Raw genomic sequence first — 26,327 nt, 5'->3', positions numbered from 1 at the left:
ATATTTTAAATGGAAAATTGAATCATAATAATAATTTGCATCAGTTTTAAAATTGTAACTTTGAATAAATAATTTATAATTAGTTGATTATTTTGATTGCTGGATGTACATAAATAGTATTTAAAGTTGTTTATTTTGTTTTCATTATTTATCAAAAATTGAAAATTCTCTTCATGTATAAAAATTCACTGTTTAATTTTAAATTGTTGTGTAAGAACTGTCGATTTTTATCCAAATTTAGTATAAAGTAGCGCAAAAAAAAGAATGGGATAGTGCGGCTTATGTTCAGAAAATTAAGGGGCGTGTTCTCCAATGATTTATCGATTGATTTGGGGACAGCTAATACATTGATTTATGTGAGAGATAAAGGGATTGTTCTAAATGAACCCTCTGTAGTTGCTTTACGTAATGAATCAGGACAAAAACGTGTTGCCGCTGTAGGCCTTGAAGCGAAGCGCATGTTGGGAAGAACCCCAGGAAACATCAATGCCATTAGACCAATGAAAGATGGAGTGATTGCTGACTTTTTTGTTACTGAAAAAATGCTGCAGCATTTCATTCATAAAGTTCATGAAAATAAATTCTTACGTCCAAGTCCACGAGTTTTAGTTTGTGTTCCTTGTGGTTCCACACAAGTAGAACGTCGTGCGATTCGCGAATCAGCAATGGGTGCTGGTGCTCGCGAAGTATTTCTTATTGAAGAGCCTATGGCAGCTGCTTTAGGGTCTGGAATGCCAGTTGAAGAAGCCAGTGGCTCTATGGTTGTGGATATAGGTGGTGGTACAACGGAAGTTGCGATTATTTCCTTAAGTGGAATAGTTTATCATCAATCCGTTCGTATCGGTGGCGATAAGTTTGATGATGCGATTGTATCTTATGTACGTCGTAACTATGGCACACTTATTGGGGAAACTACTGCAGAACGCATTAAGCATGAAATTGGCTCAGCCTTCCCAAGCCGCGATTTATTTGAAATTGAAGTTCGCGGCAGAAACCTTGCTGAAGGTGTTCCCCGTAGTTTTATTTTGACTAGCGCAGAAATTTTAGAAGCACTGCAAGAACCGTTATCCGGTATTGTTGGTGCAGTGAGAGCCGCTCTAGAATTAGCTCCACCTGAGTTGGCAGCTGACATTGCTGAGCGGGGTATGGTTTTAACTGGAGGTGGTGCTCTGTTGAAAAACATAGATACTTTGCTCATGGAAGAAACTGGTTTACCTGTATTAATTGCTGAAGATCCGCTGACCTGTGTAGCACGTGGTGGTGGTAAAGCTTTAGAAACCATGGATTTACGCGGCGGTGATTTCCTCTCAACAGAATAGTACGTATAACAGATTATTTAGTAGACGCGGGTACAGTTCTATAGGATTTGTGCTCGCTCTTGTCTTTTCTGTTTTTTTGATGTTCTCTGATTACCATTATCGTTATTTAGATAACGTGCGTAGTGGTTTTTCCCTTGTTGTTGCTCCTTTGCAATACGCAGTAGATTATCCTGTACGCGTTATTGGCTGGGTACAGTCGCTGGTTAGCGCGAAAAAAGCTTTAATTGCTGAAAATATGCAATTACGCTATCAGCAAACCATGTTGGAAGCAGAGTTACAAAAATTAATCATAATACAAAAAGAAAACTCACAATTAAAAGAATTGCTCCTTACCTCTTCAAAAGCAGACATGAGTGCAATGGCGGCACAAATTCTTGCTGTTGATACGAGCAATTCACGTCAGATAGTTATTTTAAATAAAGGAAAACGCGATGGCGCCTATGTAGGACAACCCGTTTTAGACGCTAAAGGCGTTATGGGGCAAATTGTTGATGTTGGTCCTATAACAAGTACAGTCTTACTTATTTCTGACTCTAAGAGCGCTGTTCCTGTGCGCAATAATCGCACGGGGGAGCGCGCAATTCTTGTTGGAACAAATGATATAGAGAAATTATCTTTAATTAATTTACCCAAAACTTCGTCGATTCATCCTGGCGATGTACTAGTTACTTCAGGTTTGGATAGGCACTACCCTGAAGGTTACCCTGTGGGGAGTGTGGAAGAAGTGAATAGCATCCCTGGTGAAGATTTTGTTAAGGTTAAAGTAAAACCTGTTGCACTACTTAATCGTAATCGGTTGGTATTGCTGATATGGCAAGATGCGGAGCAAGAGCAGTTAAATACACAAATTAATGAACGTTTAAATGCTAAGGAGACTATGTGATGAGAAATCTTCGCATACGTTTATTCTTGGGATTTATTGTTGCTCTTCTTTTGTCTATATTGCCTATGCCTGAATTAATCTCTGCTTTTAGACCTCCCTGGGTTTTATTACTCGTGCTTTATATAGAGTATTTTTTACCGGGTAACTTTAGACTGACTACATTACTGTTTGTGGGATTATTATTGGATGTCTTATTGGCAACGGTAATTGGAGAGCATTCATTTGCCTTGTTATTGGTGACCTGGATTGCTTCCAGCAAATCAAGACGATTTCAATTTTTTTCCATGATGCAGCAAATCTTCTTGATTGGATTCTTTTGTCTTTTATACCAATCGATTATCTCTTTAATTACAGCTCTTCTCGGTTTCAACTATAGTTTATTCATGCCTTTAGCTAGCGCATTGGTAGGAATGTTTGTCTGGCCATGGATTCGCCTGCTTGGTGAAGATACCTTGCTAAAACGTCTGGTTTATCGTTAAGTCGTCATCCCAAGGCAACGAAGGAGCCTGCATCTTGTCACTGTACTATAGCATGGAGAACCCTGGTTGAATTCCCATGCCGGTCGGGTTATTTGAATTGATGATGTATTATTCGGTACTCACCAGGTTGTAAATTCTCTAATTTCCAGTCACCAATTTGATGGCGAACTAATCTTAACGTAGGAAACCCAATTGCCGCAGTCATTTTACGAACTTGATGATTTTTTCCTTCTTTTAAAATAATTTCCAGCCAACTGGTAGGAATATTTTTCCGGAAGCGAATAGGAGGAATACGTGGCCATAATTGAGGTTCATCAATCAGTCTGACTTCGGCAGGTAAAAAGCTAATATCCTTAAGAACTAAACCTTTTTTAAGAGGAACTAAATCTAGTTCATTAGGTATGCCTTCAACTTGAACCCAATAATACTTCCGTTTATTGAATTTGGGATGGGTTAGCTGATGTTGTAGGGCTCCATGATTCGTTAATAATAACAGGCCTTCACTGTTTTTATCTAACCGTCCTGCTGCGTAAAACCCCGGTTTATTAATAAAAGCAGTTAATGTGTGTTCCGGAGCATCACCAGAGAATTGGCTGACGACACCATAAGGTTTATTCAATAATATAATTTCTGGCATTAAGCATGATATAAAACGAGTTTCTAGTCTGCTTATAGTAGGAGTTTTCCACATTATGGGCAATTCTAAAATTCAATTCATTGTTTTTGTAGGTTAATTCTTATACAATAACGCAAAAATTATACTTTATGGTGAAAATTGTTTATGAAATACACAATCTTGGTTTCTCTCTTTTTTTGTCAATTTACGTATGCGATGAATCATATTGTAATGGTTGGTGATGAAAAAGTTGAAATTAAGCACATTGTGGGTAGAGGTAAGACCTTTGTTCACTTACACCATAATGAACAAACCGCTTTAAAAGCAGCTCAGGCTGTAATCCAGAAGGATGGTGGAGGTCTTATTGCTTTAGTACATTCCGGTGGTCGCAATATTGTCTTTCATTTAAATAACCAACGTTATGAGTTTGATCCAAATCGAATTTTTACAGATAATGGGATCAAAAAAACGCTTTTGCAGTTTGGTCAATATAATCCGCAGGCACATCAGGAAGTAAATAAGTTGGCAAATAAAATAAAACAGTTACTGCCAAAGGGGAAAATAGTTGCTGTTCATAATAATTCAACTTATTCACTTAAAGATTATTTACCAGGAAACACTCTGGAAAAAGATGCACAGGCGATACACATGATTCCGGAAAATTATTTCCGTAATTTTTATTTAGTCACCAAAATTAATGATTTTCTTCGTTTAAAAAGCAAAGGCTACAATGGAATTTTGCAAAAACCTTCTGCAACAGATGATGGATCATTGTCAATATATCTTGCAAAAAATGACTATATCAATGTTGAAGCAGGATATGATCAACTTGTTGAGCAGATCAAAATGTTGCAACATGCATAGTAAACATTCAAGCATAGACAATTAAATAAAAATGGTACTTGGGATTCCAATCTATCACATGCTATCATTGCCTTTTCTCTAATTTTACGGAGTTGTCAATGACATACGATAAAATCAAAGTGCCTTCACATGGTGAGGCTATTACAGTTGCTGCTGATCTGTCACTTCGTGTACCTAATAATCCCATTATTCCTTTTATTGAAGGAGATGGAATTGGTGTTGATGTAACCCCGCCAATGATTCGAGTTGTTGATGCTGCTGTTGCAAAAGCATATGGCGATAAGAGAAAAATTGCCTGGATGGAAGTATATGCCGGCGAAAAAGCAACTAAAGTTTATGGTGCTGATCAATGGTTACCTAAAGAAACTTTAGATGCGATGAAAAAATATGTTGTTTCGATTAAAGGCCCCCTGACAACTCCAGTTGGAGGCGGAATTCGCTCACTCAACGTCGCTATTCGTCAAGAAATGGATCTTTATACTTGTTTGCGCCCAATTCGATATTTTACCGGCGTCCCAAGTCCACTTAAAGAACCTGAGAAAACCGATATGGTTATTTTTAGGGAAAACTCTGAGGATATCTATGCTGGTATTGAATGGAAGGCTGATTCTCCAGAAGCTAAGAAAGTGATTGAATTCTTAATAAAGGATATGGGTGTTAAAAAAATCCGTTTTCCCGAGAATTGTGGCATAGGCATCAAACCAGTTTCTAAAGAAGGAACGATGCGTTTGGTAAGAGCCGCAATCCAATATGCAATTGATAATGACCGCCATACAGTAACTTTGGTTCATAAAGGCAATATTATGAAGTTTACTGAAGGTGCATTTAAAGATTGGGGCTATCAAGTTGCACGTGATGTTTTTGGTGCCAAAGAATATGAAGGTGGTCCTTGGATGGAATTCAAGAATCCAAAAACTGGCAAGCAAATCATCATCAATGATGTAATTGCTGATGCGTTCTTGCAACAAATTCTTTTAAGACCGGAAGATTATAGCGTAATTGCTACACTTAACTTAAACGGTGATTATATTTCTGATGCTTTAGCTGCCCAAGTAGGCGGTATTGGTATCGCTCCAGGTGCCAATATAAGTGATGATGTTGCTGTATTTGAAGCAACACATGGAACAGCACCAAAATATGCAGGAAAGAATAAAGTAAACCCTGGGTCTATTATTCTATCTGCTGAAATGATGTTACGTCATATGGGATGGAATGAAGCAGCTGATTTAATTATCAAAGGCATGCAAGCTGCTATCGCAGCTAAAACAGTGACCTATGATTTTGAACGTGGTATGAGCGGAGCAACTTTGGTGAGCAGCTCTGGCTTTGGAGATGAAATAATTAAACATATGTAAATCGTATGGATGAAATGTAGCCTCAGTAAAATGCAATAGAAGTTAGGATTATTTCCAATTTTGTATTTTCATCAGAGGCTACTTCCATACCATTACAATTTAGACCTTAAATGAATGTTATCTAATCAATATGTTTTTGATTATTTCAAAGACTAATTTTTTCATTAAAAATAGATGATTTTACTGGCCAAAAGTGCGTAGGGAGTCTATAAAAATAGTATAGAGGTTGTATGTTATGAGCGGGCAAAATCTAGAGGAAATTGTAAGGCATAAAGTCGCTGAACCGGAGTTAAGCACGGAAAACAGACTGCCTAGAAAGTACAAAGTAGTGTTGCTCAATGATGATTATACACCTATGGATTTTGTAGTTGAGGTACTGAAGCATTTTTTTCACCTAAATGAAGAAATTGCCATTCAGGTGATGTTACAGGTTCATATCCAAGGAAAAGGCGTGTGTGGGGTATTTACACGAGATATAGCAGAAACAAAAGTAGCACTGGTAAATGAATACGCCAGAATGAATCAGCACCCATTGCTATCCAGCATGGAACCCGAGTAATTTGCTGTGGGCTGAAGAGGAGCAACGACAATGTTAAATAAAGAACTTGAATTCACCTTGAATTTAGCCTTCAAGGAAGCAAAAGAGAAGCGTCATGAATTTATGACAGTTGAGCATTTGTTGTTGTCATTGCTTGATAACCCAGCGGCAGGAAGTGTATTGCAAGCTTGTGATGCAAATATTGAAGCATTACGCCGCGATTTAATTGAATTCATTGATGAAACGACTCCCAGAATTCCTGAAGATGAATTGGATAGAGAAACTCAACCTACACTTGGTTTTCAACGTGTGTTGCAACGTGCTGTATTTCATGTTCAATCTGCAGGAAAAACTGAAGTAACTGGTGCTAACGTTTTAGCAGCAATTTTTAGCGAACAAGAAAGTCAAGCAGTTTATTTTTTACGTCGTGAAAACATTACACGGCTTGATGTAATTAATTATATCTCTCATGGAGTTTCCAAGTATCAAAACAATGATATGCACGAAAACATGAACTCTATGGAAGATGATATGAGCTCATCAGAGGGTAATGAATCACCTCTGGAAAGTTATTGTACGAACCTCAACCGACGTGCGAAACAAGGAAAGATTGATCCGTTGATTGGACGTCATGAAGAAATACAGCGTACTATTCAGGTATTATGCCGACGTCGAAAAAATAATCCATTGCTTGTCGGCGAAGCCGGGGTAGGTAAAACTGCAATCGCTGAAGGCTTAGCTCGACGCATTGTAGATGGTGAAATACCCGACGCGATCCGTGATTGTGTTGTCTATTCCCTTGACTTAGGTGCTTTGCTTGCTGGAACCAAATATCGTGGTGATTTTGAAAAACGGTTAAAGGCGGTGTTAAAACAATTAGGTCAACAAGATGGTGCCGTATTGTTCATTGATGAAATTCATACAATTATTGGTGCTGGAGCTGCATCAGGTGGTGTTATGGATGCATCTAATCTAATTAAACCCTTGTTGGCAAACGGTGAGCTAAAATGTATTGGTTCTACAACGTATCAGGAATACCGAGGTATTTTTGAAAAAGATAGAGCTTTAGCAAGACGTTTCCAAAAAATTGATATACCTGAACCTACAGTAGATGAAACTTTTGAAATATTGAAAGGGTTAAAAGGACGATTAGAAGAGCATCATGGTGTGAAATTCACTATTCCTGCACTAAAAGCAGCTGCTGAATTATCTGCAAAATACATCAATGACCGATTTTTACCTGATAAAGCAATCGATGTGGTTGACGAGGCAGGCGCCTATCAGAATTTATTAACGGCGAGTAAACGCAAGAAAATCATTAGTGTCACCGAAATCGAGAGTGTTGTTGCAAAAATTGCACGCATACCTATCAAGAAAGTATCTGCTCGTGATAAAGATACGTTACGTAATTTAGAACGTGATTTGAAACTCTTAGTCTATGGGCAAGATCAAGCGATCACTGCGTTAGCTTCTGCCATTAAATTAGGTCGTTCAGGACTTAGAGATCCCCAAAAGCCAGTAGGATGTTTCCTATTTGCTGGACCAACGGGGGTTGGAAAAACAGAAGTAACCAGACAATTGGCCAATGTTTTAGGCATAGAATTATTACGCTTTGATATGTCTGAATACATGGAAAAGCATACCGTTTCACGTTTAATTGGTGCACCTCCAGGATATGTTGGTTATGATCAAGGTGGTTTGTTGACTGAAGCAGTGACTAAAAATCCTCATGCAGTGTTGTTACTTGATGAAATAGAAAAAGCACATCCAGATGTATTTAATTTACTGTTGCAAATTATGGATCATGGTACCTTAACCGATACGAATGGCCGTCAAGCTGATTTTAGACATATTATTCTGGTAATGACCTCTAATGCAGGGGCAGGGGAGATGGTACGAAATTCCATTGGCTTTTCACAACAAGATAACAGCAATGATGGGCTTGAGGTTATTAAAAAGCAATTTAGTCCTGAGTTTAGAAACAGACTCGATGCAATTATTAATTTTGCTCCATTGGATGCTGTGACAATTGGTTTGGTTGTTGATAAGTTCATTATGGAGTTGGATGAGCAATTAAGTCATAAGGGCGTTACTTTCAACGTCGATAAAATGGCTCGTGAGTGGCTTATTGAGCATGGTTATGACAAAGTGATGGGGGCTCGTCCGATGGCTCGATTGATTCAAGAAAATGTAAAAAAACCACTGGCTGATGAGCTTTTATTCGGTAAATTGATGCATGGTGGACATGTCACCTTAAAAGTAAAAGACGGTAAGCTGCATTTTGACAGTCATGATCATAGAGAGGGTGTTTTTTAAATGTCATTGACTGTAATAATAATAACTAAAAATGAAGAGAGAAATATTAGAAGATGTCTCGAATCCGTACGATTTGCCGATGAAGTAGTCGTACTGGATTCGGGAAGTACCGATAACACAGTAGCGATTGCCAAAGAATACACTGAACACGTTTTCTCTACAGACTGGCCGGGTTATGGTGCCCAAAAACAAAGAGCATTATCAAAAGCTACAGGCGATTGGGTATTAAATCTTGATGCTGATGAGTCGGTCAGTGAGGAATTGCAGCAAGAAATCATTTTGGCCATGTCGTCGAATGCAGCCGATGCTTTCAGAATCGCAATTCAAATGTATTTCTATAATCAACCCTTAAAATATTCTTCTAGCCCTAAACGTCACGTTCGTCTTTTTAAACGTGCAAACGCCTATTTCAGTAATGACATTGTGCATGAAAAAATAGTACTTCCAGAGGGCACACGAATTGGGAAAATCAAAAATGTTATTATGCATCACTCATTTAAAGATGTGAGTCATGTTTTATATAAGATGAATAAATATTCATCTTACAGTGCAAAGACATACATCTTGAATAAGAGAAGATCCAGTTTTATTAAAACAATGGCAAGTACTTCATGGATGTTTTTCAGATGTTATATCTTGCAACGTGGTTTTTTGGATGGCAGAATAGGTTTTTTATTTGCAGTGTTTAATGCACAAGGTACTTTTTATCGCGGTGTTAAACAATTGTATCAAGACAGCAATATCGATCAATTGCCCAAAAGCACAGAGGAATTAATTTGAGACTGAGCTTGTTAGAAGGAATAAATAATTTACTAATACCAATGCTGCTTGTTTTGCTAGCGTTTTTTATCCCTATAAGTGTTAGTGTTAAGTCAATTTTAGTGGTGATTAGCTTAGTGGCTCTGGTGCTTGCTCCTTATTACAGACAATACTTGTATTATTCTTTTAATACATTATGGGCTCGAGCTGCCATTGGCTTATTTCTTTTTGTCATTATCGGTTGCTTTTGGTCGGAAGCACCGTTCTCATTGCAATACAATGTTATCGATAAATATTCCAAGTTAATTTTTCTGCCAGTGCTTGCTGTAGGCTTTATTAAACCCAAAACAAGAATCTGGGTTTTAAATAGCTATATACTAACCATGCTATTGACTTGCGTTCTTTCAGTGCTGAAGGACGAACAGTTATTAATGTTTCATTCCATAGATCCTGCTGATGTATTTTACAATCACATTATTACTGGGTTTATGGTAGCCTTGGGTGTTTATTTTGCAGCAATTTTACTATTACGCCCGAATATAAATAAAGGGTTACGAATTATCTATTTAATTATGGTTGTTTTGGGAACATATCAGACATTTTTTCTTAATCCTGGGAGAACAGGCTACATTATCTACGGTGTTTTAATGTCTTTATTGATTGTGCTAAAACTGCCTCTTAAAAAAGCTTTGATCGGAATTGTAGTATTTATAGGAGCAATGAGTTTAGCCTATACCCTGAGTCCTGTGATGCAAAATGGAGTTCGTATAATGATGGATGATATTAAGCTCTTGCAACGCAATCAAGCAGATACTTCTTTGGGGTTTAGAATTCAGTTTCATCAATATGCTCAATCTTTATTTGAAAAACATCCCCTGATAGGAGTAGGCACAGGAGGTTTTCAATACAGCTTTGCTCAAGAGCAACCTATACCTGCCTGGGGGAAGAAACTTAATGAACCTCATGGTCAATATTGGTTAACGCTTGCAGAACTGGGTTTAATAGGGATTGTTCTTTTTCTTTTTTTTATAGGCACGTTATTTGTTACTGCCTTCAAGCTTAAAGAAATGAAACCATTTCTTTTGGGGTTATTGGTTTCTTTTTGTGTGTTATCTTTCTCCGATACTATATTTTGTTATTCAACAATAGGTTACTTATTAATTCTTTTCAGTGCCTTGTGTTTTGGGGAGCTAATTGAACAACATCAAGAGTCAGTAGCCCAAAAAGCATGAGTAGTGAATAAGCATCAGCTCAGATAGAACGGATATGTTTTAAATATCTAATAATTGTACTGGCCATAGATGGTAAAAATGATGGACTGGTCCATTTCCTTGACCAACGCAATTTTCTTTTGCTGCCTGTATGGCATTAAATAAATATTTTTTTGCAATACTGCATGCCGAAACCAAGTCAATTTTTTGAGCTAGGCAGGCTGTTATTGCTGCAGAAAGGGTACATCCAGTTCCGTGGGTATTTTTAGAATTAATTCTTGGGCTTGCAAACCAATGAGTATCTCCGTTTGATCCTATTAACAAATCATTTGATTCTTCTGAGTGCAAAAGATGTCCGCCTTTGAGTAAAACGTATTTAGGGCCAAGTTCAAGCAGCTTTTGTCCAACATACAGCATTTCTTTTTCAGATGATGCAGTTGTTCCTGTAAAAGTAGATGCTTCTGGCAGATTAGGGGTAATCACAGTAGCAAGGGGCATAAGTTGTGTTATCAATGAATCAACAGCCTCGGGCAATAATAATGGGTCTCCACTTTTAGCAACTGTTACAGGGTCAATGACAACAGGAATATCTATGGCTTTTCTTTTAAGAAATGAGGAAACTAATTCAATGATTTCATTACTGAAGAGCATACCTATTTTTATACTGTCTGGTTTAATGTCATCAAATATAGCATTTAGTTGATCTTCTATAGCTTGCAATGGAATAGTGTAACAGTGTCTTACACCACATGTATTCTGTACAGGTAGTGCCGTAAGTACAGTCATTCCATAGCAACCTAAAGCAGAAAATGTTTTTAAGTCAGCTTGAATTCCTGCTCCACCTGAGCCATCAAATCCTGCTATAGATAAGGCTTTATATCGCATAACTAAATTCTCGTAATCGCTTTTGACATTGAAATCCAGTCAGGATCAAATAGATTATTAATAAATGTTTCTTTGAATGTGGCAGGCCCTTTGACTCGCTCGTGAGCCAATTGCCCGCATAAGCCAAAATAGGCAGTTGCTTCAACTGCAGCTTGAAAATGATTGGAGTGGCACGCAACAAAGGCACTAAGAACAGCAGTCATTGTACAGCCCATTCCAGTGATCAGTGGCATGAGCTTAGAGCCAAATGGCAGTATATTCTCGTCTACTCCATTAGTAATAAAATCCTCAGGACCACTAATTACAACTGTTTTTTGTGATTTTGCCAGCCTATGCGCGCTGTTGATTGCTTTAGTTACAGGATCTGAGCTTTCAACTCCTTTAGTACTTCCGTGAGCACCCGCTAATGAAATGATTTCACTGGCATTGCCTCTGATGACTTGAGCATAAGAAAATAACTCCATGGCTGCAGATGTTCGAAGTTTACTTGCTCCTGCGCCAACTGGATCAAGAATTAGTGGTTTTCCTATCGAGTTTGCTATGTTTGCTGCAAATCGAGCTCTGTCCATAAATCCATCATTCAAAGTGCCTATATTAAGATATACTGCCTGACTTATAGAGACCAACTCTTCAATTTCATCTTGAGATTCAGACATAAGTGGCGCAGCACCCAAAGCCAAAAGGCTATTCGCCATAAAATCCATAGTGACGTAATTAGTTAGGCAAAGTATTAAGGGTTTTTGCCGTTTTAGTAGGGTGAGGGTGGATTGTATTCGGTCAAGCATATGCGTTCCTGGCGAGCGATACTACGCAGCATGAAAATAAGCTGCGAAGTATATATCGGAAACCTACCAAGCTGCAATTTTCTCTCCTGGACGTAAAGAGCACTCTTCTGAAATTGATCCATCATTACATACAACGAATCCAGTTACGCTGTAGGTAGAAACAACGCCGCCTTTCCATAAGCAGCAACCACGAAATAATTGTAGATCCATTACGGCATGTGGTGTGCAATAACAAGTAGAGTAAAAACCATTTTTACAAACAAGACGACCTGCTGATGAATCACAATAGCTCACGCCGCCCATTTGACTACAACAACCGGAAATATACTGAGATTGGGCGTATGCTGGTGAAATAAGAAAACTTAATATACCAATACAGAAAAGAGTTTTAAGTGACCGCATCTTGATTTCTCGAATTATTTTTCTTTTTAGAATAGCATAGGGTCTGTTTAAATTTCTACTATCTTGCCCAAGCAGTCCTGATTTTCTGCAATTCGAAATTCGAAAATCGGGCATTGAGGTACAAGCGAGCAAAATGTAAACAACCCCGATATTTTATAAACCATTAGGTTGCACTTGAATTGCTTGTAACAAATTAGGATAAAGTACAAATAGATAACTTGTAGCTAAGCCAGCTAAAAGGCCAAATAAATGTGCTTCCCAGGATACCCCTTTATCTCTGGGAAAAATACCAAAGAAAATACCGGCAAAGTAATAGAGACTAATGACACCCAGAATTATGGTAGTTAATGTGCCGTTTTGATAGATATTACTAACTAAAAAACCCCAGTAACCAGTGATAAGTCCGCTAGCACCTACATGCAAACCAGGTTTAGCGAAACACCAAATCGCAATTCCGCTTAAAAGAGTAATCATAACGGTAACGACAAGAAAGTAGTTAAGCCCATTAATTAATATGAAATTACTTAAAACTACCAAGGGAATCGAGTTAAAAAATATATGGTTGAAATTTGAGTGCAAAAGCGGAGCAAATATAATGCCAGGTAAGCCACGAAGATGCCTTGGAATAATGCCCAGGATTAAGATTTTTTTATAGACCTGACTGACAAAGAAGAAAAGCCAGGGAATCAATAAAATAATTTCCAGAATTGGAATATTATTTTTTGTTTGGCTTATAATCCAACTCAGACTATTATTTAATTCTTCAAGCACTTTTTACTCATGTATTTGGGTTATTTCGCAAGTTAAATTACCTTGTGCCAAGCGTATATCGATTGTATCGCCAATATTTACTTGTTGGCTGGAAAACACTACTTTATTTTTTTTCGTTGCAATAGCATATCCTCTATCCAGTGTAGCCAAGGGGCTAACGGCATGCAAGGTAGATAATTGTGTTCTTAATTGATATTGGAGTTGGTTGATCTTATTTTGCATTAGCTGGATTAATTGTGCTGCGATTTTTTGTAAAAGCATTTCTGTTTGTTTGATTTGTGTTTTGGGATTTTGGGCATTCAAATGATTGGTGCACAGATGGAGCTGATGTGTTTTCTGTTTGATGATCGAGTATATGCCAGCAATCAATTGTCGCTCCAAATAATCGGTCGTTTGCCAATAACTGGCAATCGCTTTTTGTGGTGACGATATTTTGTCGATTAAGTGCTGTAATTTAACCTGATATTTTTGCAAAAATCGGTGCATTGCTTCAGACAAGCGAGAGATCGAATGATTTAATAATTTAAACAACTCATTACAGTCTGGCGTCACTGCTGTTGCAGCGGCTGTAGGTGTTTCCGCTCTATAATCAGCTACAAAGTCGGCAATTGTAAAATCTGTTTCATGGCCCACGCCGGATACAATAGGAATTGAGCTGTTTGCAATAGTTCGTGCCAATTGTTCATCATTAAACGCCCATAAGTCTTCAATGCTTCCACCACCTCGTGCAAGCAGAAGCACATCACATCGTTTTTCTGTATTGGCATGTTTTAATGCATTAATCAACTGAAGTGCAGCACCGGCGCCTTGAACTTCACTTGGATAGATGAAGACATCAGCTAACGGAAATCGTCGGGCCAGAGTGGATAATATATCGCGAATCGCAGCTCCGGTAGTTGAAGTGATAACTCCAATGGCGCGAGGCATTGATGGAATGGGTCTTTTTTTAATTGAATCAAATAAACCTTCGGAAGAAAGTTTGTTTTTTAATTCTTCAAAACGTTGATAGAGGGCTCCCAAGCCGGCTTCGGTAATTTGCTCCACGATTAATTGATAATCGCCCCGTGCTTCATACAGGCTTAACCTTCCACTAGCGACTATATGTTGACCGTCAAACAATTTGTTTGCAAGACCAGTGGCATGGCGGTTTTTAAAGTAAACACAACGAATTTGGGCATTATTATCTTTTAATGTAAAGTAAAAATGTCCGGAGACTGGTTTACTCAAATTAGAGAGTTCTCCTTCAACATGAACTGTACCTAATTCATTTTCAAGATAGCTTTTAACTTGTCGATTAAGTTGGCTGACAGTAAGAATTGTATTTCTTTTTTCCACGATCAATTTGTGCGTGCTCCATAATAATGAGAAACAAGATAAAATTTTAAACATGCATGGCTTGCAGAGTACCAAAATTAATTACTTCCATATAGTAATGAAAGAATTTAACTTCATTTCAACCTATCTTGGCAAACCTTCTAAGAATAAGCTATGATCCTTGCTTTAAAAATTAAGAATAAAAATAAAATGAACTCATTCCAAAATAGAAAATTAAGATTTTTCAGCTCATTTTTGTTTTTGCTTGTAACCATGAGTATGGTTGGTTGTGTCGACTTATCAGGAGGTAGGGCCTCTGAGAAGAGACCAATACCGAAGAGCGCTCAATCCGTGATTCTTAAAACACAAACTCAGAAAAAAGCGAAAACAACTACAAAGACGGTGAAAGTGAGTAAATCCCAACCTTATCATGGTGAGGTACATACCATGCTGGGTGGACTTGGGCTTTTTAGCACCGGGATGAGAACACTAAGCGATACTGTTACTGAAGAGTGCAATGTCCCAGCACCCAGTGATATGTGGTACAACGCAGGTAATGTTACTCGCTCAATAGCCACTTACTATCAAAAACATCAAATGCATAGGCCTATTATTTTAGTGGGACATTCTTTAGGGGCTAATGAACAAATTAAGGTTGCTCGTAATCTGGATAAAATGGGTATTCCTGTGGATTTGTTGATCACTGTGGATGCTGTATCTCAAACTATTGTGCCTCCTAATGTGAAACATGCGATGAATTTTTTCAAGCCTGGATATGTACCTATGTTTAGTGGTTTAAAGCTTAGAGCAGTGAATCCAGAGCAAACACGTATTGACAACATTAACGTGACTACGTTAAAAGGCATCGAAGTGAATCATTTTACTATTGATAAAGATCCCGTTGTACAAGCAATGATAATGGAAGAAGTAAAAAAGGTGTTGAGTAATGCAAATCAAGCAAAAGGGTAAAGAGAGTTGTCCTCGTGTCTGCATCATTGGAGCAGGTCCGAGCGGTCTTGCTGCAATTAAAAATTTGCAAGAAGAGGGTGTAACCGATATCACTGTATTTGAAAAAAACAATCAAATCGGCGGTAACTGGGTATATGACGAGAGGAATGATCATTCCAGTGTTTATGAAACGACTCATATCATTAGTTCAAAGCGTTGGTCGGAATTCGAAGATTTTCCTATGCCGGCGCATTATCCTGATTATCCATCACATACTTTGGTTTTAGATTATTTTAAAAGCTACGCAAACCATTTTGATTTAACTAAATACATTCGTTTTAACACGAATGTTTTGAAAGTAGAACATACGGATCTGGGTCAATGGAAAGTCATTTTTGAAAATGATCAAGGTACTCATGAAGAGTTTTTTGATTATCTATTGGTCGCTAATGGCCATCATTGGGATCCGTTAATGCCAGAATATCCAGGTGAATTTTCTGGACAGCTGCTTCACTCACATCAATATAAGAAAGCCTCTGTTTTTAAAGATCAACGTGTTTTGGTCGTTGGTGGCGGTAATTCTGCTTGTGATATTGCTGTAGAAGTAGCACGCGTTTCTTCGAAAATGTGTATCAGTATGCGTAGAGGCTATCACATTTTCCCTAAATTTGTATTTGGCAAACCAACAGATGATGCTGTAGCAAAAATGAGATGGATGCCTTCCTGGCTAAGACAGAAGACTTTAAGTTTTTTTGCGCGTATCTTGCAGGGGCGATATGCTAAATATAAATTAATGAAACCAGATTGCGGTCCTCTAGAAATCCATCCAACAATTAATACAGAGTTGCTCTATTTTATTCGTCATGGAGAAGTTTTCCCTCGCCCAGGAATTACTCATTTCGAAGGAAATCGAGTTCATTTTACAAATGGTAATTCTGAAGAGTTTGATACAGTGATTTTCGCCACAGGTTATAAAATAAGTTTTCCTTTCCTCGATAAAGAAATTGCTGACTTTAGTAATTCAACTAAGATTCCACTGTATCGTAAAATGATGCATCCGGACTTTGATAATCTCTATTTTATTGGTTTGTGTCAGCCTCAAGGATGTATTTGGCCTCTAGCTGATTATCAGTCAAAAATCGCGGCACGCATTATTATGGGAACTTTGAAGCGACCTGATAAATTGCATGAAAAAACACTTCAAGAAATGAATAAACCTCATTATCGATTTAAATCCCATATAAGACATGCTGTAGAAGTGGATTATCATAAGTTTCGCCGCGAATTATTGGATATGCTGGAAGCTTAATTGCAAAATTGTAGCCTGGGTGAAGGCAAAGCCCCAACCCGGGAACTCTGTGCCCGAATACCCAAGATTTCGCATATCCAGGTTGATACCATTGAACGTTCACCAAGATATGTTATCTCCAATATTCATTAGGATACGTCAGCCCAGAACAACTCACGTCAAACCTGAGCCTGATGTATCGTCACTTCTTACCATTTATTGACTCATTAATATGCAAGTTGTTTGTATGTAGTGTCATTCCCGCGAGGGCGGGAATCTATCCATCAAGTTGGTTTATTACTGTGTTTGTGAGATGTATTGGGAGTGAGCGATTAATTCCTGGATTCCTGCCGTTTAATTAGTGCACCCATTAATTTCTCAATATTGGTTACATGTGGGTTTTCCTGGAGAATCATGGCATTAGTTCGTTCTTCACAATATCCTTTTACTTCTTTATCCGGAAAAATATAAAATTTCTTCTGGTCTACTTCATGAACAATATGTTCTGCAATATCTATAGCGGGGCGTGAATGTGATAAAAGTGACTTTAATGCTTCATGAAAAGAAGAATTTGCACTGGCTGTATGTGACAACAGGGATGTGTCTGTAAAGGAAGGAAAAACAACTGAGACATCTACTGGTTTTTTCATACGCACCAAATCAAAATATAATGATTCAGACAATGCAAGTACAGCATGTTTTGACATGGAATAAGAAGTGGTTTGCGAACCTGTACATAATGCATATAAGCTCGCTATATTGATAATATGTGAATGAAAAGCTTGTTGAAATAAAAACGGAATAAAAGCCTGGATCATATGAATCATTCCATATAAGTTCACATCCATTACGCGTTGGATATGTTCTGAAGGCAAATCCCAGATAGGCGCTAATGAGCCTATAATTCCTGCATTATTGTAGATCCAATCAATCCGTCCTAACTTATTCTCAACCTGTTGTGCCAATTGTACGACGTCATCAGCTTGGGTTACATCACAGGCAATTGCCAAAATTTTCTCCGGGAAGAGGGACAATAATCGTTCGGTTTCTTGTTTGAGTTTAATGTCATCTTTATCTACCATAACTACAGTATTGCCTTGTTGTAAATTGACTTGGCTTAATGCTAAGCCAATTCCATTTGCAGCACCGGTGATTACAGCTACTTTCATTTTTTTTCCTTTTGCTATAATTTTTATAAATCATACAAACATAAGGGTGTTATCTTGAAAAACGACAATGAAATACCAGAGCCTTATGAGTATCCTGAGGATCCTGAAGAATATCCAATTGAACCAGAGCCTTATGAGCCGGATGAGCCTGGATATCCTGAGCCTGAACCATCACAACCATCTGAGCCAAATTGGGAGTAGTTGTTTAACAGGCGTTAACAAAAATGGTGGATGCTTTATAATTCGGATTAAGGTATAAGCCATAACCCTAAGCATCCAGATTTCCCGGGTTTTGCTTCGTAGCACCCAGGGTACAGGGGGATACTTATCCCAAGATTAATTTCTATTTATAAGCTGCTCCAGAGCTTTCCCTATATCTTTGGCCCTCATTAAACTTTCTCCAATAAGAAAGGTATTAATGCCATGAGATTGCATCAAATTTATATCTGTACGTGTGTTAATACCACTTTCAGTGATAGTAATTTTATCTTGAGGAATATATTGTTTTAATTGGATACTGAGTTGGATGTCTGTCTTAAAAGTATGAAGACTACGATTATTAATACCTATTAAGGGGGTAGGTAAGCGTAAAGCGCGCTCCAGTTCCTCGTGACTATGGCTTTCTACAAGTACTGCCAATTCCAGTTCGTGCGCTAATTGATAGAAATCCGTTAACTGAACATCATCAAGTAATGCAACAATAAGTAAGATACAGTCTGCACCTAATGCCAGGCTTTCATAAATTTGATATGGATCAAGAATAAAATCCTTTCGTAATACAGGTAGGTTGCAATGCGTTTTTGCCAGAGCCAAATAATCAGGATGACCTTGAAAAAAATCAATGTCAGTAAGCACAGAAAGGCAACGTGCACCATGTTGTGCATAGATTGTTGCAATTTCTTCTACATTAAAATCCTCTCTGATTAATCCTTTGCTTGGCGATGCACGCTTAATTTCCGCAATAATTGCCGGATTTTGTTCACTGTTCAGAGCAGCAATGAAATCACGTCGCTCCATGAGGGGCTGTTCTGCCAATACGCTTAATGGCTTATTTTTCTTGGCAAGAGCGACCTCTTCCTGTTTACGTTGGGCTATACGCTGTAACACACTATTCATGATGCGATTCTTTATTTAAAGTTTGAGTTAGTTGACTAAGTTGAGTAAAACATTGGCTGGCTTTTCCACTGTCTATAACGATTTTAGCTTGCTCCAATGCACGAATAAACGAAATACTTTCATGAGCGCAGTAAATTGCTGCGGCAGAATTTAATAAGACCATATCACGAGCGGCTCCTTGTTCTCCGGAGAACACCGCCTGAATCATTTCTAAACTTTGAGTGGGGGAATCAACAATAACTTCTTCTAAAGAGTGATGTTTGATCCCATAGTCTTCTGGATTAATTATCCAATGATCGAAGGATCCTTCTCGATACTCAATAACATCTGTAGGTGCGGCAATACTGATTTCATCTAATCCATCTTGAGAACATACTACTAAAGCTCGTTCACTTCCCAAGTGAGCAAGAACAGAAGCTAAAGGTTTTTGCCAATCTTTTGAAAATACACCAACTACTTGCTTTTTTACTCGAGCAGGATTGATTAAAGGGCCAAGTAAGTTGAACAAGGTTCTAATGCCTAGTTGTTGTCGTGCTGCACGTGCATGTTGCATGGCAGGGTGGTAGTGAGGCGCAAATAAAAATGCCAGGCCACATTGTTCGATACAGGTCTGTATATGCTGATCGGAAAGGCTTAATATAAAACCTGCTTGTTCTAATAAATCAGCACTTCCACTACGACTAGAAACAGAGCGATTACCGTGTTTTGCAACTTGGAATCCTGCTGCTGCTACCACAAAACTACATGCTGTAGAAACGTTAAATGTATTTTTGCCATCTCCGCCTGTCCCAACGATATCAATTAAGTTGGATCCTAAATCGATTGGATGGGCTAATTTCTGCATAACTTCTGCTGCAGCAATTAACTCTTCAGTAGTTTCACCTTTCATGCGCATGAGTGCTAAAAAAGTCGCGATTTGTATATCATTATATTGGCCTGACATACACGCGTGAATCACGGCTTGCATTTGTTCAGGTTTTAAATTTTTTTTCGCGATTAAGTGCTCAAACAGAACATTGGGTTTCATATTTTAAGAAATTCTCTAATAATTGCAGTCCATATTGGCTTAATATTGCCTCTGGGTGGAATTGTAGACCAAAAACAGGATATTGACGATGTGATATTGCCATAATTGTATCATTTGTCCATGCGTCAATTGCGAAGCACTCTGGAAGGCTTTGTTTTTCAACCATCAAAGAATGATAACGAGTTGCTTTGAAATGATTCGGGATGCTTTTAAAAATTCTTTGTTGATTATGTTCTATAGTTGATGTTCTTCCATGCATTATTTCTGAGGCGGGTATTATTCGACCGCCAAAAACTTGAGCAATGCTTTGATGTCCAAGACAAATACCTAAAATAGGAATAGTAGAATAAAAAGTATGTATTGCTTCCATGGAAATACCTGCATCATTTGGAGCTTTTGGGCCTGGTGAGATGACCAAGTATTGAGGACCTAGTTTTTTTATCTGGCTTATACTGATTTGATCATGGGTATAAACTAATACTTCTTGATTGAGGCATTGGAAATATTGCACTAGGTTGTAGGTGAATGAATCATAATTATCAATAATGAGCAGCATGTTAAATCAAAATATTGGTTGGTGACGTCGCTTGGGTGCAAAACGTAACCCTGGGTTTACCGAATATACATTCCTGGGCTCCGCTGCGCTGTACTCAGGGTACTTATTTATAAGGTGAAATCCTCGCCTAAATAAACGGCCCTAACTTGTTGGTTGGCCAGTATAATCTCAGGGGTTCCTTCACACAATATTTTTCCTTGGCTGACGATATAAGCTCGCTCACAAATATCCAGGGTTTCTCTGACATTATGATCCGTGATTAAAACGCCAATACCTTTATTACATAAATGTTGAATGATTTTTTTGATATCAATAACCGAAATAGGGTCGACTCCAGCAAAAGGTTCATCAAGAAGAATGAAGGAAGGCTCAATAGCTAAGGCTCTCGCAATTTCAACACGTCGTCTTTCTCCTCCAGATAAGGACATACCAAGACTTTTATGCAGATGTGTAATATGAAACTCTTGAAGCAGAAGATCTAGCTTTTCTTCTCGAGCCTGCTCGTTTAAATCAGGTCTAAGCTCCAAAATAGCCATGATGTTTTCTGCAACAGTCAGTTTACGAAAGACAGAAGCCTCTTGGGGAAGGTAGCTAATTCCCAGACGCGCTCTTTGATGCATGGCACTTAGTGTTATATCTTGGTTAGATAGAAGAATTTGACCTTCATCGCAGGATTGCAAACCAACTATCATATAAAAACACGTTGTTTTACCCGCTCCATTAGGGCCTAACAAACCAACGCACTCGCCATTTTTTATATGGATACTGATGCCGTTAACCACGGTTCGCGATTTAAATGATTTTTTTAGATTTCGCGCTTCCAGTATACTCATGATGGTTTCTTTTCTGGGTGATAAATAATAACAATTCTTTGGCTGTCATTACCGTGAGACAGAACATGTTGTTTCTCAGTATCATAACTTATTTTTGCAGCAGAAAAAGAGTTTTTTCCTTGTTCTACTCGAGCATTCCCTATTAACTCAATTAAATGGCGTAATGGATAATATCGAATGATATCTGCATAAGCATGTACGGGAGGTTTTTTAGGATCCGTTATTGTCCAATAGTGCGCCTGTTTTTCTTTAGTTCCATTGGCTATGGCAACAACTAGTTGATTTTTTTCATTTCCTATAGTCACCGCTTTAGAGGCTTGTAGATTTGTTGTTCCTTGCACCAATTCAACATTGCCAATATAGATTCCTTTATGCTCTTGTTGGCTTAAATCAGCTGAGTCTGCCATTACATGCATTACTTTTTCTTTATCTTCTGCTAGGGCAAATGCAGAAGAAGTGAACAAGAAAAAAAGAAGCAAACTGTAGTTAACCATTCGCTGGAACATAACTTCCTCTTGCTTGGTGCAATAACTCTACTCTTTTTTCATCGAGGTAAGCATTCATTCCGGTAGACTGAACAACGTTACCTGGTTGTTCGTATGTTACGAGCAAATCAGAACTTGCCCTCTTTTCTTTAGGGAAGTAGATTACTTCTTCTGTTTTTAAAGTACTTTCTTGCGTTCCTTTTTTTTGACGCACAACAACATTGCCAGTAAACGTGATTTGTTTACCACCTTCAAATGATTTGGCCTTGAGTGAGCTGATATCCCAGGGAGGCTGTTCTTCTTGGCTTACAATAATATGTGGATTTTGTAATAAATAGACATTACCTTTTTGAATATGCTGCATGAATGGAGAGGTAAGCACATTGGCAAGTGTCCCTTGTTGATTATACTGACGTACTGTAACGTTAGAAATAGTAATGTCTACTGAATTAGCCAGGGTTTCACTATCCAAGCGAATTCTTATTGCAGAGTGGCTGTAATACCATCCTGAACACGCCAGGATAATCAAAGTAAAAAACAGCCATACGAATTGTTTTGTCGCATTCATTATTTTAGATAACCTGCTATAGCTGAATCCATCTTATTCTGTGCATTAAGAATAAGGTCACATAACTCACGTACCGCTCCACGGCCTCCAGACAGTGTTGTCTGCCACATGGCAATTTCTTTAATTTGATGTACAGCATTGGCAACGGCAACACTAAGACCAACTTGCCGCATAATTGGAGCATCCGGCACATCATCACCAATATAAGCAAAGTGTTCATCCTGGAGATTTAGTTTACTTTTAAGTTGCTTGTAAGTCTCTTGCTTATCTAATTGATCTTTATAGTAATGAATAATACCTAATTGTTGCATTCTATGATCTACTACTGCATTACGCGAACCAGTAATAACGGCGACCTCAATTCCTGCAGTCATAAGTAATTTTAAACCCACTCCGTCATGAATATGGAATGTTTTCAGTTCATTAAAGTGGTTATCGATATATAAGAGACCATCAGTAAGAACGCCATCTAAGTCACAGATGAGGCATTTAATGTTCTTGGCTCGCTCAATTAATTTATTCATTTAGAAAACACCCGCTTTTAATAAATCATGAAGATGAAGAACAGCTATAGGCCGTTTATCTTCCTCAACGACGATTAATGAAGTGATACTGTGTTTTTGCATAATAGTCAAAGCTTCAGCCGCAAGCATTCCCATGGGAATCGTACGGGCATCGCGAGTCATGACTTCTTTTATTGGCGTCGTATTAATATCATATTGGCGTGTTAGAGTGCGTCGAATGTCACCATCTGTATAGACCCCAACAAGATGCCCTTTGTTATTAATGACGCAAGTCATACCCAATTTTTTATCAGTTACTTCAATTAGCGCTTCACTGACTGTTGCATTTTCATGAATAAGCGGTAGCTGTGCTCCTTGGTGACAGAGTTCGTCAATACGCAGCAAAAGTCGTTTGCCTAAAGAGCCTCCAGGATGTGATAAAGCAAAGTCTTCCTCATTAAAACCTCGCGCTTGCAAAAGTGCAATTGCTAGTGCATCGCCCATAACTAAGGCTACGGTAGTACTGGTTGTTGGGGCAAGGCCAAGAGGGCAGGCTTCTTGCTTGATACTAACATCCAAGTTAACATCGGCTGCTTTTGCTAAAGTCGACTCAGAATTTCCAGTTAGGGTAATCAAAGGAACTTCCAGTCTTTTTAGCAAAGGAAGTAATGTGACTAACTCTAATGTATTACCTGAGTGAGAAATGGCAATTACGATATCTTGGCGGGTAATCATTCCCAGATCCCCGTGACTTGCTTCGCCCGGGTGCATAAAAAACGAAGGGCTTCCTGTACTTGATAGAGTTGCCGCGATTTTATTCGCTATATGACCGGATTTTCCCATACCAGTAACTACGATCCGCCCGTTACAGGAGAGCAATAGTTCACAGGCTTTTTCAAACCGGCTATCAATTCGCTGGGTTAATTCAAAGACAGCTTGTGCTTCAGTTTCAATAACAGCAAGTCCAAGTGTACAAAAATTCATAGGCTATTTGATGTTTTTTACTTATTTTCCATTCTAACAAAAAAACATTTGAATAAATAGGATTAAATCGCTCAATTTTTTTACGGTCCAGTATAAATTATCAGGATACTCCAAAATGTTAATTTTAGTTTGTTGCTTTTTTTGCTCAGGATGCTTTTTAAATATTCGCAAAAAACTTGGCTATTATTCATCCTTAAAAAGTATCCTGAGCGAAAAAATCAAGCCCCCTAAAAACCTAGCATTTTGGAGAGTATCTTGGGTATACTTCTACTTTTGGCTATAACCGGAAAACAGAGCATGCCTGAAAATTGGGTTGAAATAAAAAATTTAATCTTCACTCGCGAGAGCCGTTGCATATTCAATGGTATTGATATGCTGGTTCAGCGTGGCAAAATTACCGCAATTATGGGGCCAAGTGGTTCTGGAAAAACTACTTTATTGCAGTTAATTGGTGCTCAGCTAAGACCTGACAGTGGCTGTATTCAAGTCAATGGTCAAGACATACATCAATTATCTCGCAAGGCTTTGTATGAGGCTAGGCGAAACATGGGCTTGCTTTTTCAGAGTTCTGCTTTATTTACCCATCTATCAGTGTTTGATAATGTGGCTTTTCCTTTACGGGAGCATACTCAATTAAATGAGTCCATGTTGCGTGACATCGTATTGATGAAGCTAGAAGCCGTAGGGTTGCGAGGGGCCGCTACTTTGATGCCTGCTCAATTGTCAGGTGGTATGGCCAGACGAGTTGCTTTAGCACGCACCATAGCTTTGGATCCTGAACTTATGATGTATGATGAACCATTTACCGGACAAGACCCTATTTCTTTAGGTGTTTTGGTTCGTTTGATCAAAAGGTTGAATGAGTTGTTGCATACAACCACAATTATTGTCTCCCACGACGTTGAAGAAACTTGTTCTATAGCAGATTATATTTATCTAATCTCTGGTGGAAAAATCATAGGCCAAGGAACTCCGAATGAACTCATTCAATCATCTGAGCCTCAGATCAGACAATTTATGCATGGAGAAGCGGATGGGGTTGTTCCTTTTCATTATCCTGCCAGAGCGTATATAGAGGAGCTATTAGATGCTTGAGTTCATCACACGTATGGGTAATCGTAGTTCACGGGTTTTACAAAATTTGGGAAACTCAGGCTTATTTCTGTTTTTTATGTTGTTCAGACGCCCGGGTATTTCAAAACTTTGGCCTTTGTTGCGTTATCAAATCCATTTTGTTGGTGTTTTGTCGTGCTTGATTATTGTTGTTTCTGCTTTATTTATTGGAATGGTTGTGGGGCTTCAGGGTTATAATACGTTGCAAAAATTTGGCGCTTCAAGCCAGTTGGGTCAGTTATTAGCCTTAAGTATCTCAAGAGAACTTGGACCAGTAATTAGTGCTTTGTTGTTTGCTGGACGTGCAGGTTCAGCTTTAACTGCCGAAATTGGTTTGATGAAAGCAACAGAACAATTATCAAGTATGGATATGATGGGAGTTGATCCTTTAGGAAGAGTTATTTATCCTCGTTTTATAGCGGGTTTTATTACATTACCTCTTTTGGCATTGATTTTTTCTGCTGTTGCTATTTTTGGTGGTTATTTTATTGGTGTTCACTGGTTAGGTGTTGATGCAGGAAGTTTCTGGTCCAATATGCAAGCAGCTGTGGATTTCCGAATCGACGTACTCAGTGGTATCATTAAAAGTTTGGTTTTTGCTTTTGTTGTAACCTGGATTTCTGTATTCCAGGGTTTTGAATGTGTGCCTACTGCAGAAGGTATTAGTCAAGCGACGACTAAAACAGTAGTTTATTCATCGCTTGCTGTATTAGGACTTGATTTTTTGTTGACCGCAATGATGATTGGAGATTGGTAAATGAGTAAGCAACGTTACGTAGATTTTAGTGTTGGCCTATTTATGTTGCTTGGTATATTGGCTTTGCTGGTCATGACAATGAAAGTAAGTAATTTTTCTAGTTTTGGATCTCATGACAGTTATGATGTAACGGCTGATTTTACCGATATTGGTGGCTTAAAAGTGCGGGCACCTGTTACTGTAGCAGGAGTTAAGATTGGAGAAGTAACCCATATCGAGTTACAGCCAGGAGAGCTTAATGCAAAGGTAACTATGCGTTTGCGAAGTGATAAAAAAATACCGTATGACGATGCTTCCGCACGCATTTTGACTGAAGGGTTGCTTGGTTCCAATTATATTAGTATTGTTCCAGGCTTTGAGGATGAAGGGGATAAAGAACATCCTTATTTGCAAAATGGAGACGTGATTGGAAAGACTCAAGAGGCAATTATTCTAGAAAATTTAATTGGTCAACTACTATTTAACATTAAAAAATAAGGTCAG

At 38.3% G+C, this 26,327-nt stretch carries 30 protein-coding genes; 15 read left to right on the top strand and 15 right to left on the bottom strand.

Annotated elements, in window-relative coordinates:
* The first annotated feature begins 281 nt into the window (after positions 1 to 281).
* Genes DGG96_RS15175 through mreD form a run of 3 tightly spaced genes read left to right on the top strand, consistent with a single transcriptional unit; the run spans position 282 to position 2,681 of the window.
* Complete coding sequence (locus DGG96_RS15175) at positions 282 to 1,319, top strand: rod shape-determining protein (protein ID WP_003636696.1); 1,038 nt, start codon at positions 282 to 284, stop codon at positions 1,317 to 1,319.
* Positions 1,297 to 2,202 (top strand): rod shape-determining protein MreC, encoded by a 906-nt coding sequence (gene mreC / locus DGG96_RS15170; protein WP_110143489.1) that lies wholly within the window; start codon positions 1,297 to 1,299, stop codon positions 2,200 to 2,202. Before DGG96_RS15175 ends, mreC begins: the two co-directional genes overlap by 23 nt.
* Positions 2,202 to 2,681: a rod shape-determining protein MreD gene (gene mreD / locus DGG96_RS15165; RefSeq protein ID WP_110143488.1), complete on the top strand. Its 480-nt coding sequence runs from the start codon at positions 2,202 to 2,204 to the stop codon at positions 2,679 to 2,681. The genes mreC and mreD overlap by 1 nt, the downstream gene beginning before the upstream one ends.
* Before the next feature lie 88 nt (positions 2,682 to 2,769).
* Here mreD and DGG96_RS15160 read toward each other — a convergent pair whose 3' ends face one another.
* Positions 2,770 to 3,318, bottom strand: coding sequence for a pseudouridine synthase (locus DGG96_RS15160; RefSeq protein ID WP_110143509.1), 549 nt, complete (start codon positions 3,316 to 3,318; stop codon positions 2,770 to 2,772).
* A 144-nt stretch (positions 3,319 to 3,462) separates the two neighbouring features.
* Between DGG96_RS15160 and DGG96_RS15155 the strand changes: the two genes are divergently transcribed.
* The 6 genes from DGG96_RS15155 (at position 3,463) to DGG96_RS15130 (ending at position 10,361) form a co-directional block, all read left to right on the top strand.
* Complete coding sequence (locus DGG96_RS15155; protein ID WP_199739199.1) at positions 3,463 to 4,161, top strand: protein tyrosine phosphatase; 699 nt, start codon at positions 3,463 to 3,465, stop codon at positions 4,159 to 4,161.
* A 98-nt stretch (positions 4,162 to 4,259) separates the two neighbouring features.
* Complete coding sequence (gene icd / locus DGG96_RS15150) at positions 4,260 to 5,516, top strand: NADP-dependent isocitrate dehydrogenase (RefSeq protein ID WP_110143487.1); 1,257 nt, start codon at positions 4,260 to 4,262, stop codon at positions 5,514 to 5,516.
* A 235-nt stretch (positions 5,517 to 5,751) separates the two neighbouring features.
* Positions 5,752 to 6,075, top strand: a complete 324-nt coding sequence (gene clpS, locus DGG96_RS15145) for an ATP-dependent Clp protease adapter ClpS (protein WP_110143486.1) — start codon at positions 5,752 to 5,754, stop codon at positions 6,073 to 6,075.
* A 30-nt stretch (positions 6,076 to 6,105) separates the two neighbouring features.
* Positions 6,106 to 8,370, top strand: coding sequence for an ATP-dependent Clp protease ATP-binding subunit ClpA (clpA, locus tag DGG96_RS15140; protein ID WP_110143485.1), 2,265 nt, complete (start codon positions 6,106 to 6,108; stop codon positions 8,368 to 8,370).
* Positions 8,371 to 9,150, top strand: a complete 780-nt coding sequence (locus tag DGG96_RS15135) for a glycosyltransferase family 2 protein (RefSeq protein WP_110143484.1) — start codon at positions 8,371 to 8,373, stop codon at positions 9,148 to 9,150. It begins immediately after the preceding gene.
* On the top strand, positions 9,147 to 10,361 hold the full coding sequence (locus tag DGG96_RS15130) for an O-antigen ligase family protein (protein ID WP_233590549.1): 1,215 nt from the start codon (positions 9,147 to 9,149) through the stop codon (positions 10,359 to 10,361). Before DGG96_RS15135 ends, DGG96_RS15130 begins: the two co-directional genes overlap by 4 nt.
* A gap of 39 nt (positions 10,362 to 10,400) precedes the next feature.
* Here DGG96_RS15130 and thiD read toward each other — a convergent pair whose 3' ends face one another.
* The 5 genes from thiD to xseA all read right to left on the bottom strand — a co-directional run bounded on the left by thiD (position 10,401) and on the right by xseA (position 14,572).
* Positions 10,401 to 11,225 carry a bifunctional hydroxymethylpyrimidine kinase/phosphomethylpyrimidine kinase gene (gene thiD, locus DGG96_RS15125; protein WP_110143483.1) on the bottom strand — a complete coding sequence of 275 codons (825 nt, stop codon included), beginning with the start codon at positions 11,223 to 11,225 and terminating at the stop codon, positions 10,401 to 10,403.
* Between the two features lie 2 nt (positions 11,226 to 11,227).
* Positions 11,228 to 12,010: a hydroxyethylthiazole kinase gene (thiM, locus tag DGG96_RS15120; protein ID WP_110143482.1), complete on the bottom strand. Its 783-nt coding sequence runs from the start codon at positions 12,008 to 12,010 to the stop codon at positions 11,228 to 11,230.
* 63 nt (positions 12,011 to 12,073) lie between these two features.
* The gene (locus DGG96_RS15115; RefSeq protein ID WP_110143506.1) at positions 12,074 to 12,412 is read right to left on the bottom strand and encodes a neurogenic locus notch; all 339 of its coding nucleotides are present in this window, start codon (positions 12,410 to 12,412) and stop codon (positions 12,074 to 12,076) included.
* A 153-nt stretch (positions 12,413 to 12,565) separates the two neighbouring features.
* Entirely contained in the window at positions 12,566 to 13,183 is a 618-nt protein-coding gene (locus DGG96_RS15110; protein WP_110143481.1) for a rhomboid family intramembrane serine protease, read from the bottom strand.
* A 3-nt stretch (positions 13,184 to 13,186) separates the two neighbouring features.
* The gene (gene xseA, locus DGG96_RS15105) at positions 13,187 to 14,572 is read right to left on the bottom strand and encodes an exodeoxyribonuclease VII large subunit (RefSeq protein ID WP_199739198.1); all 1,386 of its coding nucleotides are present in this window, start codon (positions 14,570 to 14,572) and stop codon (positions 13,187 to 13,189) included.
* A 135-nt stretch (positions 14,573 to 14,707) separates the two neighbouring features.
* Between xseA and DGG96_RS15100 the strand changes: the two genes are divergently transcribed.
* The gene (locus DGG96_RS15100) at positions 14,708 to 15,466 is read left to right on the top strand and encodes a thioesterase domain-containing protein (RefSeq protein WP_110143504.1); all 759 of its coding nucleotides are present in this window, start codon (positions 14,708 to 14,710) and stop codon (positions 15,464 to 15,466) included.
* Positions 15,444 to 16,754 (top strand): flavin-containing monooxygenase, encoded by a 1,311-nt coding sequence (locus DGG96_RS15095; RefSeq protein WP_110143480.1) that lies wholly within the window; start codon positions 15,444 to 15,446, stop codon positions 16,752 to 16,754. The genes DGG96_RS15100 and DGG96_RS15095 overlap by 23 nt, the downstream gene beginning before the upstream one ends.
* A 311-nt stretch (positions 16,755 to 17,065) precedes the next feature.
* On the opposite strand, the gene DGG96_RS15090 is transcribed toward DGG96_RS15095, so the two are convergent.
* On the bottom strand, positions 17,066 to 17,902 hold the full coding sequence (locus DGG96_RS15090) for an SDR family NAD(P)-dependent oxidoreductase (RefSeq protein WP_110143479.1): 837 nt from the start codon (positions 17,900 to 17,902) through the stop codon (positions 17,066 to 17,068).
* Positions 17,903 to 17,956: 54 nt separating this feature from the next.
* On the opposite strand from DGG96_RS15090, the gene DGG96_RS20905 reads away from it, so the two are divergent.
* Positions 17,957 to 18,103, top strand: a complete 147-nt coding sequence (locus DGG96_RS20905) for a hypothetical protein (protein WP_165831628.1) — start codon at positions 17,957 to 17,959, stop codon at positions 18,101 to 18,103.
* A 135-nt stretch (positions 18,104 to 18,238) separates the two neighbouring features.
* Here the strand turns inward: DGG96_RS20905 and trpC are convergent, their stop codons facing one another.
* From trpC to DGG96_RS15050, 8 genes are all read right to left on the bottom strand, one after another.
* Entirely contained in the window at positions 18,239 to 19,018 is a 780-nt protein-coding gene (gene trpC / locus DGG96_RS15085) for an indole-3-glycerol phosphate synthase TrpC (RefSeq protein ID WP_110143478.1), read from the bottom strand.
* Complete coding sequence (trpD, locus tag DGG96_RS15080) at positions 19,011 to 20,045, bottom strand: anthranilate phosphoribosyltransferase (RefSeq protein ID WP_110143477.1); 1,035 nt, start codon at positions 20,043 to 20,045, stop codon at positions 19,011 to 19,013. The genes trpC and trpD overlap by 8 nt, the downstream gene beginning before the upstream one ends.
* Entirely contained in the window at positions 20,023 to 20,601 is a 579-nt protein-coding gene (locus DGG96_RS15075; RefSeq protein WP_110143476.1) for an anthranilate synthase component II, read from the bottom strand. Before DGG96_RS15075 ends, trpD begins: the two co-directional genes overlap by 23 nt.
* 107 nt (positions 20,602 to 20,708) lie before the next feature.
* Positions 20,709 to 21,434, bottom strand: coding sequence for an LPS export ABC transporter ATP-binding protein (gene lptB / locus DGG96_RS15070; RefSeq protein WP_110143475.1), 726 nt, complete (start codon positions 21,432 to 21,434; stop codon positions 20,709 to 20,711).
* Positions 21,431 to 21,940 (bottom strand): lipopolysaccharide transport periplasmic protein LptA, encoded by a 510-nt coding sequence (gene lptA / locus DGG96_RS15065; protein WP_110143474.1) that lies wholly within the window; start codon positions 21,938 to 21,940, stop codon positions 21,431 to 21,433. The genes lptB and lptA overlap by 4 nt, the downstream gene beginning before the upstream one ends.
* Positions 21,921 to 22,487 (bottom strand): LPS export ABC transporter periplasmic protein LptC, encoded by a 567-nt coding sequence (gene lptC, locus DGG96_RS15060; RefSeq protein WP_110143473.1) that lies wholly within the window; start codon positions 22,485 to 22,487, stop codon positions 21,921 to 21,923. The genes lptA and lptC overlap by 20 nt, the downstream gene beginning before the upstream one ends.
* The gene (gene kdsC, locus DGG96_RS15055; protein WP_110143472.1) at positions 22,487 to 23,011 is read right to left on the bottom strand and encodes a 3-deoxy-manno-octulosonate-8-phosphatase KdsC; all 525 of its coding nucleotides are present in this window, start codon (positions 23,009 to 23,011) and stop codon (positions 22,487 to 22,489) included. Before kdsC ends, lptC begins: the two co-directional genes overlap by 1 nt.
* On the bottom strand, positions 23,012 to 23,974 hold the full coding sequence (locus DGG96_RS15050) for a KpsF/GutQ family sugar-phosphate isomerase (protein ID WP_110143471.1): 963 nt from the start codon (positions 23,972 to 23,974) through the stop codon (positions 23,012 to 23,014). It lies immediately after the preceding gene.
* Positions 23,975 to 24,271: 297 nt separating this feature from the next.
* Between DGG96_RS15050 and DGG96_RS15045 the strand changes: the two genes are divergently transcribed.
* Genes DGG96_RS15045 through mlaD form a run of 3 tightly spaced genes read left to right on the top strand, consistent with a single transcriptional unit; the run spans position 24,272 to position 26,321 of the window.
* Positions 24,272 to 25,069, top strand: coding sequence for an ATP-binding cassette domain-containing protein (locus DGG96_RS15045; RefSeq protein WP_110143470.1), 798 nt, complete (start codon positions 24,272 to 24,274; stop codon positions 25,067 to 25,069).
* Positions 25,062 to 25,844, top strand: a complete 783-nt coding sequence (gene mlaE, locus DGG96_RS15040) for a lipid asymmetry maintenance ABC transporter permease subunit MlaE (RefSeq protein ID WP_110143469.1) — start codon at positions 25,062 to 25,064, stop codon at positions 25,842 to 25,844. Before DGG96_RS15045 ends, mlaE begins: the two co-directional genes overlap by 8 nt.
* Positions 25,845 to 26,321: an outer membrane lipid asymmetry maintenance protein MlaD gene (gene mlaD / locus DGG96_RS15035; protein ID WP_110143468.1), complete on the top strand. Its 477-nt coding sequence runs from the start codon at positions 25,845 to 25,847 to the stop codon at positions 26,319 to 26,321. It abuts the gene before it with no gap.
* Positions 26,322 to 26,327: the final 6 nt, after the last annotated feature.

Source organism: Legionella qingyii (assembly GCF_003184185.1).
The sequence above is the reverse complement of the archived record's forward strand: the minus strand, read 5'-3'. Positions and strand labels throughout refer to the sequence as shown.